This window comes from Burkholderia sp. MBR-1, assembly GCF_013822785.1.
GTDB lineage: Bacteria > Pseudomonadota > Gammaproteobacteria > Burkholderiales > Burkholderiaceae > Burkholderia > Burkholderia vietnamiensis.
Window position 1 is genome coordinate 3,169,593 of the sequence record NZ_CP053609.1, and the last position, 17,785, is coordinate 3,187,377.

15 protein-coding genes are annotated in these 17,785 nt (G+C 68.1%); all 15 read right to left on the reverse strand.

What is annotated here, in order from left to right; genetic code table 11:
* Nucleotides 1–103: 103 nt before the first annotated feature.
* The 15 genes from MBR110_RS14655 to rsmH all read right to left on the reverse strand — a co-directional run bounded on the left by MBR110_RS14655 (nt 104) and on the right by rsmH (nt 17,769).
* Nucleotides 104–610, reverse strand: a complete 507-nt coding sequence (locus MBR110_RS14655; RefSeq protein WP_181709109.1) for a peroxiredoxin — start codon at nt 608–610, stop codon at nt 104–106.
* A gap of 187 nt (nt 611–797) precedes the next feature.
* Nucleotides 798–1,994 carry a cell division protein FtsZ gene (gene ftsZ / locus MBR110_RS14660; RefSeq protein WP_011883181.1) on the reverse strand — a complete coding sequence of 399 codons (1,197 nt, stop codon included), beginning with the start codon at nt 1,992–1,994 and terminating at the stop codon, nt 798–800.
* 111 nt (nt 1,995–2,105) lie between these two features.
* Complete coding sequence (ftsA, locus tag MBR110_RS14665; protein WP_006752447.1) at nt 2,106–3,338, reverse strand: cell division protein FtsA; 1,233 nt, start codon at nt 3,336–3,338, stop codon at nt 2,106–2,108.
* A 26-nt stretch (nt 3,339–3,364) separates the two neighbouring features.
* Entirely contained in the window at nt 3,365–4,117 is a 753-nt protein-coding gene (locus MBR110_RS14670; RefSeq protein WP_011883180.1) for a cell division protein FtsQ/DivIB, read from the reverse strand.
* 19 nt (nt 4,118–4,136) lie between these two features.
* A complete protein-coding gene (locus tag MBR110_RS14675) occupies nt 4,137–5,078 on the reverse strand; it encodes a D-alanine--D-alanine ligase (protein ID WP_011883179.1) in 942 nt (313 codons plus the stop codon).
* A 1-nt stretch (nt 5,079) separates the two neighbouring features.
* A complete protein-coding gene (gene murC / locus MBR110_RS14680; RefSeq protein ID WP_011883178.1) occupies nt 5,080–6,477 on the reverse strand; it encodes a UDP-N-acetylmuramate--L-alanine ligase in 1,398 nt (465 codons plus the stop codon).
* Entirely contained in the window at nt 6,474–7,577 is a 1,104-nt protein-coding gene (gene murG, locus MBR110_RS14685) for an undecaprenyldiphospho-muramoylpentapeptide beta-N-acetylglucosaminyltransferase (RefSeq protein WP_011883177.1), read from the reverse strand. Before murG ends, murC begins: the two co-directional genes overlap by 4 nt.
* Nucleotides 7,578–7,698: 121 nt before the next feature.
* Nucleotides 7,699–8,982: a putative lipid II flippase FtsW gene (gene ftsW / locus MBR110_RS14690; protein ID WP_011883176.1), complete on the reverse strand. Its 1,284-nt coding sequence runs from the start codon at nt 8,980–8,982 to the stop codon at nt 7,699–7,701.
* Complete coding sequence (gene murD, locus MBR110_RS14695) at nt 8,979–10,490, reverse strand: UDP-N-acetylmuramoyl-L-alanine--D-glutamate ligase (RefSeq protein ID WP_011883175.1); 1,512 nt, start codon at nt 10,488–10,490, stop codon at nt 8,979–8,981. The genes ftsW and murD overlap by 4 nt, the downstream gene beginning before the upstream one ends.
* Before the next feature lie 28 nt (nt 10,491–10,518).
* Nucleotides 10,519–11,688, reverse strand: coding sequence for a phospho-N-acetylmuramoyl-pentapeptide-transferase (gene mraY, locus MBR110_RS14700; RefSeq protein ID WP_011883174.1), 1,170 nt, complete (start codon nt 11,686–11,688; stop codon nt 10,519–10,521).
* Between the two features lie 16 nt (nt 11,689–11,704).
* On the reverse strand, nt 11,705–13,111 hold the full coding sequence (locus tag MBR110_RS14705) for a UDP-N-acetylmuramoyl-tripeptide--D-alanyl-D-alanine ligase (protein ID WP_059476089.1): 1,407 nt from the start codon (nt 13,109–13,111) through the stop codon (nt 11,705–11,707).
* On the reverse strand, nt 13,108–14,646 hold the full coding sequence (locus MBR110_RS14710; RefSeq protein WP_181709110.1) for a UDP-N-acetylmuramoyl-L-alanyl-D-glutamate--2,6-diaminopimelate ligase: 1,539 nt from the start codon (nt 14,644–14,646) through the stop codon (nt 13,108–13,110). Before MBR110_RS14710 ends, MBR110_RS14705 begins: the two co-directional genes overlap by 4 nt.
* A complete protein-coding gene (locus MBR110_RS14715; protein WP_011883171.1) occupies nt 14,643–16,493 on the reverse strand; it encodes a peptidoglycan D,D-transpeptidase FtsI family protein in 1,851 nt (616 codons plus the stop codon). Before MBR110_RS14715 ends, MBR110_RS14710 begins: the two co-directional genes overlap by 4 nt.
* Nucleotides 16,490–16,831, reverse strand: a complete 342-nt coding sequence (gene ftsL / locus MBR110_RS14720; RefSeq protein WP_014722388.1) for a cell division protein FtsL — start codon at nt 16,829–16,831, stop codon at nt 16,490–16,492. Before ftsL ends, MBR110_RS14715 begins: the two co-directional genes overlap by 4 nt.
* Nucleotides 16,828–17,769 carry a 16S rRNA (cytosine(1402)-N(4))-methyltransferase RsmH gene (gene rsmH, locus MBR110_RS14725; RefSeq protein WP_014722387.1) on the reverse strand — a complete coding sequence of 314 codons (942 nt, stop codon included), beginning with the start codon at nt 17,767–17,769 and terminating at the stop codon, nt 16,828–16,830. Before rsmH ends, ftsL begins: the two co-directional genes overlap by 4 nt.
* Between the last annotated feature and the right edge of the window lie 16 nt (nt 17,770–17,785).

Below are 17,785 nucleotides of genomic sequence, written 5' to 3' on the forward strand. Positions count from 1 at the left end.
CGGGCCGATGCCCGGAACGGAGGCGTTTCCGGTCATCGGCCCGTGTTACAACTGGCCTGGCGGTGCTGCTCGGCGTTGCCTCACGGCAACGGTGCACGCCCGATCAGGGCCTTAGTGTCGCGAGCACACTCGCTGCATCGCTCACTTCGAATTTGCCCGGTGCTTCGACGGCCAGCGTCTTGACCACACCGTCGTCGACCACCATCGCGTAGCGCAGGGAACGGATTCCCATGCCACGCGCGGACAAATCCTGCGTCAGCCCCAGCGCATGAGTGAAAGCAGCGCTGCCGTCCGCGATCATGCGCACCTTGCCCGCGGTGTGCAGATCACGTCCCCATGCGCCCATCACGAATGCGTCGTTGACGGACACGCACCAGAGCTCGTCGATGCCGGCCGCGCCCAACTGCTCGGCATGCTCGGCGTAGCCCGGCACATGCTGCGCCGAACAGGTCGGCGTGAAAGCACCCGGCAATCCGAAGATCACCACGCGTTTTCCCGCCACCTGCTCGCGCACGCTGACGGCGTTCGGCCCCAGCGTGCAGCCTTCGCGCGCGTCGTCGACGTATTCGAACAATTGCGCGTCGGGCAGCGCTTCGCCCACTTGAATCATGGCTGGTCCCTCATAGCGATACGGTTTTGCGGCGTGTTGCGGACAGCGCGGCCCATCCCGCTTCGCTCACGCGAAGAGGGCACGTCTCCCGGCCCGGCGTCGCTTCGACGCGGCCTGTCGTGGTCCGTGGCATCCGTCACGCCGGCGTTACCGCGGCAGCTCGCCGCGGCTTCGCCTCAGTGTGCCGTCAGTCGGCCTGCTTGCGCAGGAAAGCCGGGATGTCGTAGGTGTCGACACCCTTTTCCTGCAGCGCCTGCACGTGCGATGCCGCGGTTTCGCGCGAATTGCGCCACACCGCCGGCGTATCGAGCGCGCCGTAGTCGGCCGTGCTGACGTGCTGCGGCTGCGCATAGCCGTGCGACACCGCGCTGACCGGCTGGTTATCGGTGCCGGTGCGCAGCAGCGTCATCGGCGCCGATTGCTGCTTCTTCGCCGCACGGCCGAGGCCCGTTGCGACGACCGTCACGCGCAGCGCATCGCCCATCGCGTCGTCGTACACCGCACCGAAGATCACCGTCGCGTCTTCCGCCGCGTAGCTCTTGATCGTGTTCATCACTTCGCGCGTTTCCGACAGGCGCAGCGAGCGGCTCGACGTGATGTTGACCAGCACGCCGCGCGCGCCCGACAGATCGACGCCTTCGAGCAGCGGGCTCGCCACGGCCTGTTCCGCCGCGAGGCGCGCGCGATCGACGCCGGCGACCGTCGCCGTGCCCATCATCGCCTTGCCCTGCTCGCCCATCACCGTCTTCACGTCTTCGAAGTCGACGTTCACGAGGCCGTCGACGTTGATGATTTCGGCGATGCCTGCGACCGCGTTGTTCAACACGTCGTCCGCGCACTGGAAGCACTTGTCCATCTCGGCGTCATCGCCCATCACGTCGAACAGCTTGTCGTTCAGGACGACGATCAGCGAGTCGACGTGATCCTCCAGTTGCTGCGAGCCTGCTTCTGCGACGCGCATGCGCTTGCCGCCTTCGAATTCGAACGGCTTGCTGACGACGCCGACCGTCAGGATGCCCATCTCCTTCGCGATCTGCGCGACGACCGGCGCCGCGCCCGTGCCCGTGCCACCGCCCATGCCGGCCGTGATGAACACCATGTGCGCGCCGCGCAGTGCGTCGGCGATGCGCTCGCGCGCCTCTTCGGCCGCCGCCTTGCCCATCTCCGGCTTCGCGCCGGCGCCGAGGCCGGTGTTGCCGAGCTGGATCACGGACGGTGCGCGTGCACGCGACAGCGCCTGTGCGTCGGTGTTCATCACGATGAAGTCGACGCCCTGCACGCCCCGGTTGATCATGTGCTGAACGGCATTGCCGCCAGCGCCGCCAACGCCGACCACCTTGATGATGGTGCCGTTGGTTTCGGTTTCCAGCATTTCGAATTCCATTGTTGCCTCCGTCAAGAAAATAAGACTACGCGGCCGTTATTCGGCAGGAGATCGGGCAACCCCCTGTCGCGCGCCGGCCGCCGGCACCGGCGCGAATTTCGATTCGGTTGGTCAGAAGTTGCTCAGGAACCACTCCTTCATCCGCGAGAAGATCTGCCCCGCGTTGCCGGACTGCACGGCGACCTTGCGGCCGCGCATGCGCTGCGCACTGCCTTCGACCAGCAGGCCCATCGCCGTCGAGTAGCGCGGGTTGCGCACCACGTCGGCGAGGCCGCCTGCGTATTCCGGCGCGCCGATGCGCACCGGTTTCAGGAAAATGTCTTCGCCGAGCTCGACCATGCCGGGCATCATCGACGCGCCGCCGGTAATGACCACGCCGGAGCTCAGCAGTTCTTCGTAGCCCGACTCGCGCACGACCTGCTGCACGAGCGAGAACAGTTCTTCGACGCGCGGCTCGATCACCGCCGCGAGCGCCTGGCGCGACAGCGTGCGCGGCCCGCGTTCGCCGAGGCCCGGCACTTCGACCATCTCGTCCGGATCGGCGAGCGCCTGCTTCGCGATCCCGTAGCCGACCTTGATGTCTTCCGCGTCCGGCGTCGGCGTGCGCAGCGCCATCGCGATGTCGCTCGTGATCTGGTCGCCGGCGATCGGAATCACCGCGGTATGGCGGATCGCACCTTCCGCGAAGATCGCGATGTCGGTCGTGCCGCCGCCGATGTCGACCAGCACCACGCCGAGATCCTTCTCGTCCTCGGTGAGCACGGCGAGCGACGACGCGAGCGGCTGCAGGATCAGGTCGTTCACTTCGAGCCCGCAGCGGCGCACGCACTTGACGATGTTCTGCGCGGCGCTGACCGCGCCCGTCACGATGTGCACCTTCACTTCGAGGCGGATGCCGCTCATCCCGATCGGCTCGCGCACGTCTTCCTGGCCGTCGATGATGAATTCCTGCGTGAGGATGTGCAGCACCTGCTGGTCGGTCGGGATGTTGATCGCCTTCGCGGTCTCGATCACGCGCGCGACGTCCGTCTGCGTGACTTCCTTGTCCTTGATCGCGACCATCCCGCTCGAGTTGAAGCTGCGGATGTGGCTGCCCGCGATCCCCGTGAACACGTTGGTGATCTTGCAGTCGGCCATCAGCTCGGCTTCCTCGAGCGCGCGCTGGATCGACTGCACGGTGGCCTCGATGTTGACCACCACGCCCTTCTTCAGACCTTTCGATTCGCTCTGGCCGAGGCCGATCACCTCGTAATGGCCCTCGCCCTTCAGCTCGGCGACGATGGCCACCACCTTCGACGTGCCGATGTCGAGGGAAACCAGCAGATCCTTGTAGTCTTTGCTCATAAAGTGCTCTTGCGTGTGATCTCTCGTTACTGCTTGCGCTTGTCGGTATCGGTCAGGAACCGCATGCCTGCCGCACGTATCGCGAACCCGTTCGGATAACGCAGGTCCGCGTACTCGATGTCGTTGCCCCAGCGCTGCGTGACGGCCGGCCACGCGGCGACGAGGCGCTGGCTGCGGTCGTGCAGGGTTTCGCTGGTGCGCTCCTTGCCCAGCTCGACCTGCATGCCGTTCGACAGCTTCACCGTCCACGCGTAACGCGCCGACAGCGTCACTTCTTCAGGCGCCGCCTTCAGCGGCGCAAACCAGTTCATGAAGTCGCGATAGCGCGCGACGACTTCCCTTGCACTGCCCTCCGGACCGTCGAACGCGGGCAGCTCCTGATCCAGCTCGCCCTGGTTCGCGGTGAACAGCTCGCCGTCGACGCTGACGAGCTGCGCGCTGCCCCACGTTCCGAGCGGTTTGTACTCCTCGAGCGTGACAGCCAGCGCATTCGGCCACACGCGGCGCACGCTCGCGTGGCGCACCCACGGCATCTGCTCGAACGCGGCGCGCGCCGTGTCGAGATCGACCGTGAAGAAGTTGCCCTTCAGCCGGCCGACCACCCCCGCGCGCACCGTCGGCGAGTTGATGTGTTCGGTGTCGCCGTCGATCCGGATCTCGCGCAGCGCGAACGTCGGACGCTGGATCAGCCAGTAGCAGCCGGCCGCCGCCAACACGAGCAGCAGCAGCGCGTACAGCGCGCTGGCGGCAAGGTTGAGTTGGCGAACGTTGTTCCACATACGTCGTTCCGTTCCTGCGTCAATCGTTGAGCGTAAGCGACAGCACCTTCACGACCAGCTCCGAATAGCTGATGCCGATCGAGCGTGCGGCCTTCGGCGGCAGCGAATGATCGGTCATCCCGGGCGCCGTGTTCACTTCGAGGAAGTACGCGTTGCCGGCCGCGTCCAGCATGAAGTCCGCGCGGCCCCAGTCGGTGCAGCCGAGCACGTCGAACGCGCGCCGCGCGATGCGCTTCAGCTCCGCTTCCTGCGCCGCCGGCAAACCGCACGGGATCAGGTACTGCGTATCGTCGGCGACGTACTTCGCGTGATAGTCGTAGAACTCGCCGGCCGGCACGATCTTGATCAGCGGCAGGTCGAGATCGCCGGCGATGCACGCGGTGTACTCGCCGCCGCCCTCGATGCTCTTCTCCACGATCACGATCTTGTCGTGCGTCGCGGCTTCCGACAGTGCGGCGGGCAACGCGTCGGCCGTCTTCACCTTCAGCACGGCGACGCTCGAGCCTTCGCTCGCCGGCTTCACGAACAGCGGCAGGCCCAGCTTCGCGACGATCTCGGTCGCGCGCGCCGCGTAGTCGTCGCCGCGCAGCACCGTTTCGAACGGCGGCGTCGGCACGCCCGTCTGCTGCCACACGAGCTTGGTGCGGAACTTGTCGAGACCGAGCGCCGAGCCGAGCACGCCGCTGCCCGTGTAGCGGATCCCGTAGAAATCGAGCGCGCCCTGGATCTGGCCGTTCTCGCCGTAGCCGCCGTGCAGCGCGTTGAACGCGCGCACGAAGCCTTCGTCCTTCAGCGCCGACAGCGGCCGCTCGGCCGGGTCGAACAGATGCGCGTCGATGCCTGCGTCGCGCAGGCCCTGCAGCACGAGGCGGCCCGAGGTGAGCGACACCTCGCGTTCGGCCGACTCGCCGCCGAACAACACCGCCACCTTGCCGAAACGTTTCGGATCGATCCCGCTCATGTCATCCCTTCTGTTGCGTGTTCTGCACGATCTTCGCCGGCACGCCGCCGATCGAACCCGCGCCCATCGTGATCACCACGTCGCCGTTGCGCGCGACCTTGGCCAGTGCGTCCGGCACGTCGTCGACCGTCGCGACGAACACCGGGTCCACCTTCCCTACCGTGCGCAGCGCACGCGACAGCGCGTCGCCGTTGGCCGTCGCGATCGCCGCCTCGCCCGCCGCATAGACTTCCGTCAGCACCAGCGCATCGACCGTCGACAGCACGTTGACGAAATCGTCGAAGCAGTCGCGCGTGCGCGTGTAGCGGTGCGGCTGGAACGCCAGCACGAGGCGGCGGCCCGGGAACGCGCCGCGCGCGGCCGCGATCGTCGCCGCCATCTCGACCGGGTGGTGGCCGTAGTCGTCGATCAGCGTGTACTGGCCGCCGTCCGCGCTCGGCACCTCGCCGTAGCGCTGGAAGCGCCGGCCGACGCCGTTGAATTCCGCCAGCGCGAGCTGGATCGCGTCGTCCGACACGCCGAGATCGGTCGCGATCGCGATCGCCGCGAGCGCGTTCTGCACGTTGTGCAGGCCCGGCAGATTCAGCACCACCGCGAGCGGCGAGCGGCCTTCGCGGATCACCGTGAAGTGCATGCGGCCGTCGCGCGCGTCGATGTTCTCCGCGCGCACCTGCGCGTCGGCCGACAGCCCGTAGCGCACGACCGGCTTCGAGATGAACGGGATGATCTGGCGCACGTTCGGATCGTCGACGCACACGACGGCGCTGCCGTAGAACGGCAGGCGCTGCGTGAATTCGATGAACGCCTGCTTGAGCCGCGCGAAATCGTGGCCGTAGGTGTCCATATGATCGGCGTCGATGTTCGTGATGACTTCGATCACCGGATACAGGTTCAGGAACGACGCGTCCGACTCGTCGGCCTCCGCGACGATGAAGTCGCCGGTGCCGAGCCGCGCGTTCGCGCCGGCGCTGATCAGCCGCCCGCCGATCACGAAGGTCGGATCGAGGCCGCCGGCCGCGAGCACGCTCGCGACGAGGCTCGTCGTGGTGGTCTTGCCGTGCGTGCCGGCGATCGCGATGCCCTGCTTCAGGCGCATCAGCTCCGCGAGCATCACCGCACGCTGCACGATCGGCACGCGCTGGTGGCGCGCGGCCAGCACTTCGGGGTTGTCCGAGCGCACGGCCGTCGACACGACGACCGCGTTCGCACCTTCGATGTTCGCCGCGTCGTGCCCGATCGCGATGCGCGCGCCGAGCGCCGCGAGGCGATCGGTCACCGCATTGCGCGACAGGTCCGAGCCGCTCACCTCGTAGCCGAGATTGACGAGCACTTCGGCGATGCCGCTCATGCCCGCGCCGCCGATCCCGACGAAATGAATATGTTTGACGATGTGTTTCATTGCAATTGTTCCAGGTTCGCGCCGGCCACCTTCGCGCAGACGCGCGCGACTTCATCGGTGGCCTCGGGCTTTGCCAGCGAGCGCGAACGCTCGGCCATCGCCGCGAGCGACGCCCGCGACTGGCCACGCAGCCAGTCGGCGAGCAGTTGCGCCGAGAGGTCGCGCTGTTGCACCAGCACCGCCGCGCCCGCATCGGCGAGAAACGCGGCGTTGGTCGTCTGGTGATCGTCGACCGCGTACGGGAACGGCACGAACAGCGCGGCCACGCCCACCGCCGCGATCTCCGACACCGTCATCGCGCCGGAGCGGCAGATCACGAGATCGGCCGCCGCGTACGCGCTCGCCATGTCGTCGATGAACGGCACGAGCCGCACGTCGTCGCCGCCCGCAAAGCCGGCCGCTTCGTAATTCGCCTTCAGCGCATCGATGTGCTTCGCGCCCGCCTGATGGACGATGCGCGGACGCTCGCCCGGCGCGAGCAGCGCCAGCGCGCGCGGCACGACTTCGTTCAGCGCGGCGGCACCGAGACTGCCGCCGACCACGAGCACGTGCAACGGGCCGCTGCGCGATGCATAGCGTGCTTTGGGTGCTTCCGTGCGCGCAAGTTCCGCGCGGATCGGGTTGCCGGTCCATTCGGCGTGCGGCAGTGCGTCGGGGAATGCGACCAGCACCCGCTTCGCGAACTTGGCGAGCACCTTGTTCGCGAGGCCGGCGATCGAATTCTGTTCGTGCAGCACGAGCGGCCGGCCCGACAGCGCGGTCATCACGCCCGCCGGAAAGGTGATGTAGCCGCCCATCCCGAGCACGACGTCCGGCCGCACGCGGCGCAGCGCGCCGAGGCTTTGCCAGCACGCGCGCAGCAGGTTGAACGGCAGCGTCAGCTTGGTCTTCAGCCCCTTGCCGCGCAGCCCGCCGAAGCGCACGTATTCCATCGGAATGCCGTGCTTCGGCACGAGCGTCGCTTCCATCCCGGCCGGATTGCCGAGCCATACGACGCGCCAGCCCGCCGCTTCCATCCGGTGCGCGACCGCGAGCCCCGGGAACACGTGGCCCCCGGTGCCGCCTGCCATCACCATCAGCGTGCGTCGCGACGCGGTCATACCTTTCCTCCGCGCATTGGCAAGCATGAACGAACGTTTTGGCTACGGCCGCTACGCTTAACTTCGCGCGCTTCGCGCACGAAGTTAGCCTTCGCCGAAATCGCGTACTGACGCAGGGAGGTCATACCTTCCCTCCCCGCATCAGTACGCGATTTTCATAATCGACCCGCAGCAGCACCGCCAGCGAGACACAGTTCAGCAGAATGCCCGAGCCGCCGTAGCTGACGAGCGGCAGCGTGAGGCCCTTGGTCGGCAGCAGGCCGAGGTTCACGCCCATGTTGATGAAGGTCTGCGCGCCGAACCAGATGCCGATGCCCTTGGCCATCAGGCCCGCGAACGTGCGGTCGAGCGCAAGCGCCTGACGGCCGATCTCGAACGCGCGGCGCACGATCCAGTAGAACAGCAGGATCACCACCAGCACGCCGACGAAGCCGAGCTCCTCGCCGATCACCGCGAGGATGAAGTCGGTATGCGCTTCGGGCAGGTAGTTGAGCTTCTCGACGCTGCCGCCGAGGCCGACGCCGAACCACTCGCCGCGGCCGAACGCGATCAGCGAGTGCGTGAGTTGGTAGGCCTTGCCCTGCGCGTAGCGCTCGTCCCACGGATCGAGATACGCGAAGATCCGCTCGCGACGCCACGGCGACAGCCACACGAGCATCGTGAACGTGCCGATCGCGGTCGCGACCAGCCCGCCGAACAGCTTGCCGTTCACGCCGCCGAGGAACAGCACGCCCATCGCGATCGCCGCGACCACCATGAACGCGCCCATGTCCGGCTCGAGCAGCAGCAGCGCGCCGACCAGGCCAACCGCGAACGCCATCGGCAAGAAGCCCTTCGCGAAGCTCTGCATGTACTCCTGCTTGCGCACCGTGTAGTTCGCCGCATAGATCGTCACCGCGAGCTTCATGATTTCCGACGGCTGCATGTTCGTGATGCCGAGCGGAATCCAGCGGCGCGCGCCGTTCACGCCCTTGCCGACGTGCGGGATCAGCACGATCACGAGACCCACCAGCGCCATCAGGAAAAGATGCGGCGCGTATTTGTCCCAGGTCGATACGGGCACGCGGAACGCGACCACCGCCGCGACGAACGCGACGACGAGCGACACGCAATGGCGCATCAGGAACGCGTAATCGTGATACGACGCGTATTTCGGCGAGTCGGGCATCGCGATCGATGCCGAATAGACCATCACGACGCCGAGCCCGAGCAGCGCGATCGCGACCCACAGCAGCGAGTAGTCGAAGTCGAGCATCCGCGAGCGGCTCGGCCGCACGCCGTTGACGACGCTCGCGAGGCCGCCCGTCGCGGCGCGCGTGGCCGAGGCGGCGCGTCCGCCCGCGGCATTGCCGCCGGTGTCGCGCCGATCGTTGAAGCGGGAGACGAGGCGATCGGACCAGCTCATGGCGTCGCTCCTTTGTCGATGGCGATTTCATCCACCGCCGCGCGGAACACGTCCGCGCGATGGGCGTAGTTGCGGAACATGTCGAGGCTCGCGCAGGCAGGCGACAGCAGCACCGCATCGCCCGGCTCGGCGAGCTCGGCGGCCGCACGCACCGCGCCTTCGAGCGTCGCGTGGTCGGCGAGCGGCACGCCGGTGTCGGCGAGCGTCGCGCGCAGCGCCGGCGCGTCGCGGCCGATCAGCATCACCGCACGGCACCAGCGCGCGACCGGCGCGACGAGCGGCGCGAAGTCCTGGCCCTTGCCGTCGCCGCCGGCGATCAGCACGATCTTCTGCGCGAGGCCGTCGAGCGCGGCCACCGTCGCACCGACGTTCGTGCCCTTGCTGTCGTCGACGTAGTCGACGTCGTCGATCGTCGCGATCACCTCGACGCGATGCGCTTCGCCGCGGTATTCGCGCAGCGCATGCAGCAGCGGCGCGGCCGGCAGGTCGATCGCACGCGCGAGCGCGAACGCGGCCAGCGCGTTCGCCGCGTTGTGCAGCCCGCGGATGCGCAATGCGTCGACCGGCATCAGCCGCTTGTGCGCGATATCGGGCGTATGCGCGCCGTCGCGCTTGCGCCGGCGGGTCGTCGTCGTTTCGTCCGGCGCGTCGCGGTCGATCGCTTCGACGAGCCACGCGATGCCGTTGTCGCGCGACAGCCCGTAGTCGCCGTCCCGCGTCGGCTCGCCGAGGCCGAACGTCACCGTGCGCGCCGCATCGGCGGCGCCCGCGGCCGGCGCGAACTTCATCACGGCCGCGTCGTCGCGGTTCAGCACGCGCGTGGTCGTCGCGCCGAAGATGCGGCCCTTCGCCGCCGCATAGGCGTCGAAGCTGCCGTGCCAGTCGAGATGGTCCTGCGTGATGTTCAGAATCGCGGCGGCGTCGGGCGCGAACGTACGCGCGGTCTCGAGCTGGAAGCTCGACAGTTCGAGCACCCAGACGTCGGGCAGCGCCGTCTCGTCGATCGCGCTCGCGAGCCGGTCGAGCATCGCCGGGCTGATGTTGCCGGCGACGGCGACCTTCTTGCCCGCGCGCTGGCACAGCAAGCCGGTGAGGCTCGTCGTCGTGGTCTTGCCGTTGGTGCCGGTGATCGCCAGCACCTTCGGCTGGTAGCCGCTCGTGCCGAGCGCGCGCAGCGCCTGCGCGAAGAATTCCAGTTCGCCCCACACCGCGATCGCGCGTTCGCTCGCGGCCGCGAGCAGCGCGGCGAGCGCCGGCTCGAGCGGCGACAGGCCGGGGCTCAGCCCGACGATGTCGATGCCGCCGTCGAGCAGCGCAGGCGTGAACGGGCCGCCGACGAATTCGGCGTCGATGCCTTCGGCCTGCAGCGCGGCAAGGTTCGGCGGCGCCTCGCGGGTATCGGCAATCCGCAGCCGGCACCCGTGCCTCGCGCACCACCGCGCGATCGCGAGGCCCGATTCCCCAAGCCCCAGCACGAGCACCATCGGCCTTTGCCGATCTCCAAACATCTCGCCAGACATCCTTGTTACCTTTCCTTTACCGCAGCTTGAGGGTGGACAGACCGAACAGGCACAGCATCAGCGTGATGATCCAGAAACGCACCACCACCTGCGTTTCCTTCCAGCCGGACAATTCGAAATGGTGATGCAGCGGCGCCATCTTCAGCAGGCGGCGCCCTTCGCCGTAACGTTTTTTCGTGTACTTGAACCACGACACCTGCAGCATCACCGACAACGTTTCCGCGACGAAGATGCCGCCCATGATGAACAGCACGATTTCCTGGCGCACGATCACCGCGACGGTGCCGAGCGCGCCGCCGAGCGCGAGCGCGCCGACGTCGCCCATGAACACCTGCGCGGGGTGCGTGTTGTACCAGAGGAACGCGAGCCCTGCCCCGCCCATCGCCGAGCAGAAGATCAGCAATTCGCCCGCGCCCGGAATATGCGGGAACAGCAGGTACTTCGAATAGACCGAGCTGCCCATCACGTACGCGAACACGCCGAGCGACGCGCCGACCAGCACGACCGGCATGATCACGAGGCCGTCGAGGCCGTCGGTCAGGTTCACCGCGTTGCTCGCGCCGACGATCACGAAATAGGTCAGCACGATGAAGCCCCACACGCCGAGCGGGTAGCTGATCGACTTCAGGAACGGCAGCATCAGGTCGGCCCGCGCGGGCAGCCCCATCGACAGCCCGCTCCTCACCCACGCCATGAACAGGTCGAGCACGCGCACGTTGTTCGCCTCGGACACGCTGAACGCCAGGTAGACGGCCGCGAACAGGCCGATCACCGACTGCCAGAAATACTTCTCGCGCGACGACATCCCGCGCGGGTCCTTGTGGACCACCTTGCGGTAATCGTCGACCCAGCCGATCACGCCGAAGCCGAACGTGACGAGCATCACGATCCAGATGAAACGGTTCGTCAGGTCGCCCCACAGCAGCGTCGCGACCGCGATGCCGATCAGAATCAGCACGCCGCCCATCGTCGGCGTGCCGGACTTGACGAGATGACTCTGCGGGCCGTCCTTGCGCACGGCCTGCCCGACCTTCATTTGCGTCAGCTTGCGGATCACCCACGGTCCGCACACGAGCCCGATGCCGAGCGCGGTGATGGTAGCCATCACCGCACGGAACGTCAGGTACGTGAACAAGCGCAAAAAGCTTGCGTCTCCTTGCAGCCATTGCGCCAGCGCCAGCAGCATGCTTCCTTCCTTCTACTCAGTGAGCGGCGGGCACCGTGCCCGCCGCAGGTTGGTTCGTCAGCGCGTCGACCACGCGCTCCATCTTCATGTACCGCGAGCCCTTGACCAGCACCGTCGCGTGCGCGCCGTAGCCGGCCGCGAGCAAGGCGGTCAGCAGCGCGCCGACGTCGCCGAAATGGCGGGCCGTGTCGCCGTACGCCGCGCATGCGTCGCGCGACGCATCGCCGAGCGCGAACAGCGCGTCGATGCCGCGCTCGCGCGCATAAGCGCCGATCTCGCGGTGAAAGGCCGGGCCTTCGTCGCCGACTTCGCCCATGTCGCCGATCACCAGCACGCGCGGCGCCGCCTGTGCGGCCAGCACGTCGATCGCCGCGCGCATCGAGTCGGGGTTCGCGTTGTAGGTGTCGTCGACGACCGTCGCGCCCGCGAGGCTGCCGACTTCCGCACGCCGCACCTGCAAGCGGCCCTTGACCGGCTCGAACGCTTCGAGCCCGCGCCCGATCGCGGCCAGCTCGACGCCGGCCGCGAGCGCCGCGGCCGTCGCCGCCAGCGCGTTGCGCGCGTTGTGCTCGCCGAGCGCGCGCAGCCGTACGGTCAGCGCGCCGGACGGCGTGTCGATCGCGAGCTCGCCGCCTTGCAAGCGGCCGGTGACTTGGGCGTCGACCTGCCGCTGCGCGTCGTGCAGCGCGAAATCGAGAATCCGGTTGCCGGTCGCCGCGACGCGCCAGATGCCCGCGTACGCATCGTCGGCCGGGAACACGGCGACACCGTCCGGCGCGAGCGCGTGGATCACCGCCGCGTGTTCGAGCGCGACCGCCTCGACCGTCGCCATGAACTCCTGGTGCTCGCGCTGCGCGTTGTTGACGAGCGCGACGGTCGGCGCGGCGAGGCGCGCGAGCACGTCGGTCTCGCCCGGATGGTTCATGCCGAGCTCGATCACCGCGAGGCGGTGCGCGGCCGACAGCCGCAGCAGCGTCAGCGGTACGCCGATGTCGTTGTTCAGGTTGCCGGCCGTCGCGAGCCGTGCGTCGGCGCCGACCGCTGCCGCGAAGATCGACGCGATCATTTCCTTGACGGTCGTCTTGCCGTTGCTGCCCGTCACGGCGACGAGCGGCAGCGCGAAGCGCTTGCGCCAGCCATGCGCGAGCGCGCCGAGCGCGGCGCGCGTCTCGCCGCCTTCGACGACCGGCATCGCGAGGCCCGCCGGCACGTGCGCGACCAGCGCCGCGGCTGCGCCGCGCGCGGCCACGTCGCCGAGGAAGTCGTGCGCGTCGAAGCGCTCGCCCTTCAGCGCGACGAACAGGTCGCCAGGGCCGGCCGTACGGCTGTCGGTCGACACGCGCTCGAACGTCGTGGCCGGATCGCCGTGAACGACGGCGCCGGGAATCAGGCGCGCGGCTTCGCCGAGACTGAGCATCGTCATTTGCCGCCTCCCTTGCCGTGGGTCGCGCGCGCCGCCAGCGCGAGCCGCGCGTGATCCTGATCCGAGAACGTGCGCTTCTTGCCCATGATTTCCTGCGTCGCTTCGTGGCCCTTGCCGGCCAGCAGCACGACGTCTTCGCGCGCGGCGCCGCGCACGGCCTGCAGGATCGCGCTCGCGCGATCCTCGATACGGCGTGCGCGATCGGGCGCCGTCATGCCGGCGACGATCTGGTCGATGATGCGCTGTGGATCTTCGCTGCGCGGGTTGTCGCTCGTGACGACGACTTCGTCGGCGAGCCGCTCGGCGATCGCGCCCATCAGCGGGCGCTTCGTCGCGTCGCGGTCGCCGCCGCAGCCGAACATGCAGACGAGCCGGCCGCCGCGCGCCGCCGCGATCGGGCGCAGGGCTTCGAGCGTCTTGTCGAGCGCGTCCGGCGTGTGCGCATAGTCGATCACCACCAGCGGCTCGTCGTTCTGCGGCCGACCGCCGAGCCGCTGCATGCGGCCGTTGACGGACTCGAGCCGCGCGATCTCGGCAACCGCCGCGTCGAACGGCACGTCGGCCGCGAGCAGCGAGCCGAGCACCGCGAGCAGGTTGCTGACGTTGAACGTGCCGAGCGTGCCGACCTCGACGTCGGCCTCGCCCCACGACGAGCGCAGCCGGAACGCGGTGCCCGCGGCAGTCGCGCGCACGTCGGTCGCGACCAGCTCGCGGTCGGCGCCGGCCGACGGCGCGTCGCCGATGCCGTACGCGATCGTGCGCACGCGTCCGGCCAGCTTCTCGAGCAGCCGGCGGCCCGCCGCGTCGTCGCGATTGACGACCGCCGCGCGCAGCCCGCGCCACGCGAACAGCTTCGCCTTCGCCGCCTCGTACGCGTCGAACGTGCGGTGATAGTCGAGATGATCCTGCGTGAGATTCGTGAACACCGCGATGTCGAACGCGGTGCCGTTCACGCGGCCTTGATGCAGCGCGTGCGACGACACTTCCATCGCGACGGCCTTCGCGCCCGCATCGCGCAGGCGCGCGAGGCTGCGCTGCAACTGCGGCGCGTCGGGCGTCGTGAAGCCGGTCGGCACGAGCTGGCCCGGCATGCCGCTGCCGAGCGTGCCGATCAGCGCGCAGGGCTGGTGCAGCGCCGTCAGCGCGGCGGCGATCCATTGCGTGCACGACGTCTTGCCGTTCGTGCCGGTCACGCCGATCGCGAGCAGAGCGTCGCTCGGATCGCCGTACCAGCCGCTCGCGATTTCGCCGGCGAGCTGGTCGAGGCCAGGCACCGCGAACGCGACCGGAACGGCCGGCGCGGCAGCGAGGCCTTCCGGTTGATACAGCACGGCGGCCGCGCCGCGGGCCACCGCATCGGCAATGAACGCGCGATTGTCGGCCCCGTCGACCGCATAGCCGAGAAACACGTCGCCGGCCTGCAGGCTGCGCGTGTCGGCATGCAGCTGCGCCGCGGGGGCCACATGCTGGCGCAGCCACGCAAGCGCGGCTGCGATCTGCTGATGCGCCGGATGAGAACTGCGAGCGGCGCTCATCGAACAACTCCTGGTGAATTACGTGTAGTGCTGGAAACGATCATATGCTTCGCGTGGCCGCTGCCGGCGAGCTTTTGCGGCCCCGACGCGGCGGGCGCCGCCGGCGCGGCGTCGCCCGATACGACGAGCTGCTTGATCGGCATGTTCGGCGGCACGTTCAGCGCGCGCATCGTATCACCCGCGATCGCCGAAAATACGGGGCCCGAGACCTGCCCGCCGAAGTGGCTGCCCGCGGTCGGCTCGTCCACGGACACCGCGACCACGATGCGCGGATTCGGCATCGGCGCCATCCCGACGAACGACGCGCGGTACTTGCGCGTGTAGCCATGACCTTCGTGCTTGTAGGCGGTACCGCTCTTGCCGCCGACGCGATAGCCGGGCACCGCGGCGTCCGGCGACGTGCCGCCCGGCGCAACGACGGTCTCGAGCATCGCGCGCACTTCGCGCGCGGTGGTCGGCGTGAATACCTGCGTGCCCGTGATCTGCTGATTGGGGTCGGTCTTGAAAATGGTCACCGGCATCAGTTCGCCGTCGTGCGCGATCGCGGTGTACGCGCGCGCCAGCTGGAACAGCGATACCGACAGCCCGTAGCCGTAAGACATCGTCGCCTGCTCGATGCGGCGCCAGCTCTTCCACGGACGCAGCCGGCCGGCCGCGGCGCCGGGGAAGCCGACCTTCGGCGCCTGGCCGAGGCCGATGCTCGTATACATGTTCCACATTTCCTCGGGCCGCATCGTCATCGCGATCTTGGTCGCGCCGATGTTGCTCGACTTCTGGATCACACCGCCGACCGTCAGCGTGCCGAAGCCCGCATCGTCGGTGATCGGCGCGCCGTCGAGCACGAAGTGCCCGTTGCCCGTCTCGACGAGCGTGTTCGGCGTCACGCGATGCAGGTCGAGCGCGAGCGACACGGTGAACGGCTTCATGATCGAGCCCGGCTCGAACACGTCGGTCAGGATCCGGTTGCGCAGCTGCTCGCCGGTCAGGCGCGTGCGGTCGTTCGGGTTGTAGGTCGGATAGTTGACCAGCGCGAGCACTTCGCCGGTGCGCACGTCGACGACCATCGCCGCGCCGGCCTTGGCCTTGAACTTCTCGACGGCGGCCTTCAGGTTCGCGTACGCGATGTACTGGATCTTGCTGTCGATCGACAGGTCGACGTCGGTGCCGTTGTGCGGCGGAATCTGTTCGGCGACGTCCTCGACGATGTGCCCCATCCGGTCCTTGATCACGCGACGCACGCCGGACGTGCCGGACAGCGACTTCTGGTCGCCGAGCTCGACGCCCTCCTGCCCTTCGTCCTCGACGTTCGTGAAGCCGATCAGATGGGCGGTGATCTCGCCTTCCGGATAGAAGCGCTTGTACTCGTTGCGCTGATAGATGCCAGGGATGTCGAGCGCGGCGACCTTGTCGGCGACGTCGAGCGGCACCTGACGCTTCACGTAGACGAAGCCCTTGTCTTCCGACAGCTTGATGCGCAGCTCCTTCGGCGTCATGCCGAGCAGCTTGCCGAGCTGGTTGATCTTGGCGGCGTCGAGGTCGTCCGGCACGGCGTCGGGAATGGCCCAGATCGCGCGCACGGGCAGGCTCGTCGCGAGCACGAGCCCGTTGCGGTCGAGGATCTTGCCGCGCGTGGCCGGCAGCTCGATCGTGCGCTGATAGCGGCTCTCGCCCTGCTTCTGGTAGAACGCGTTGCCGGGGCCCTGGATCCAGAACGCGCGCGCGGTCAGCGCGACGAACGCCATGAACAGCAGGAACACGACGAGCTTCGAGCGCCACATCGGCAGGTGCACGCCGAGCACGGGGCTCGACGAGAATTTCACGTCCTGGCGCTTGTGCGACGGCTTCATCGTGCGCCCCCGCGGCCCTTCGCGCCGGCATCGGCCGACGCGGGAATCGGTGCGTCGATCGCCTTCGCGGCGCCCGACGGCAGCGTCAGGTACTGCGTGCGGCCGGTCGTGATCGGCTGCATCTTCAGCGTATCGTTCGCGAGCTGCTCGATGCGGGAGGTCTTCGACAGCGCGCTCTGCTGATATTGAAGCTGCGCGTAATCCTGCTGGAGCTGACGCTCCTGCGACTGCGCGCGCTGCAGCTGGATGAAGATCTGGCGCTGCTGGTTCGTCGAATTGACGACCGACAACGCGCAACCCATCACGATGATCAGCAGGAAGATGTTGAAGCGGCTCATGGCGTGACGCGCTCCGCGATGCGCATCACGGCCGACCGGGCGCGCGGATTCGCGGCGACTTCCGCTTCGCTCGGAAACTGACGGCTGACGATCTTCAGAGGCGGGCTCGGGAGGTCGACGGCGCGAATCGGCAGGCGACGGTCGACCGCAGGCGCACTCGCGTGCGCCTGCATGAATCGCTTGACGATTCGATCCTCGAGTGAATGAAAGCTGATGACCACCAGCCGCCCCCCTTGCTCCAGCAACGACAATGCCGCGTCTAGTACGACTTGCAGGTCCGCAAGCTCTTGATTGACGTGAATCCGTATAGCCTGAAAGGTGCGGGTTGCCGGATCCTTGCCCTTCTCACGGGTTTTGACGACGTGACCCACGATTTGGGCAAGCTCGCCCGTGGTGTCGAGAGGCCCAAGACGGTCGGACTCTGCCCGGCGAGCAACAAGCGCCTTTGCAATCTGAAAAGCAAACCGTTCTTCCCCATAATCTCGTATCACCTCCGTCAATTCCTGCACCGAAGCCCGCGCGAGCCACTCGGCCGCCGACTCGCCGCGCGTCGGATCCATTCGCATGTCCAGCGGGCCATCGGCGCGGAAGCTGAAGCCGCGCGCCGGATCGTCCACCTGCGGCGAGGACACGCCCAGGTCCAGCAACACCCCCGACACCTTCTCGACACCGCGCGCCGCCAGCGCGTCGCGCATCGATGCAAAGCTGTCGTGCACGATCGAGAAGCGCGCATCCTCGATGCGCTGCGCCGTCTCGATCGCCCTCGGATCCTTGTCGAACGCGATCAGCCGCCCGCCCGGCGCGAGCCGTGCGAGCACCGCGCGGCTGTGGCCGCCGCGCCCGAACGTGCCGTCGACGTAAATGCCGTCCGGTCGCGTCACGAGCGAATCGACCGCTTCGTCCAGCAATACGGTCCGATGCTGCAATTCGTTTCCCATCGCGGGCGTCTCCGTC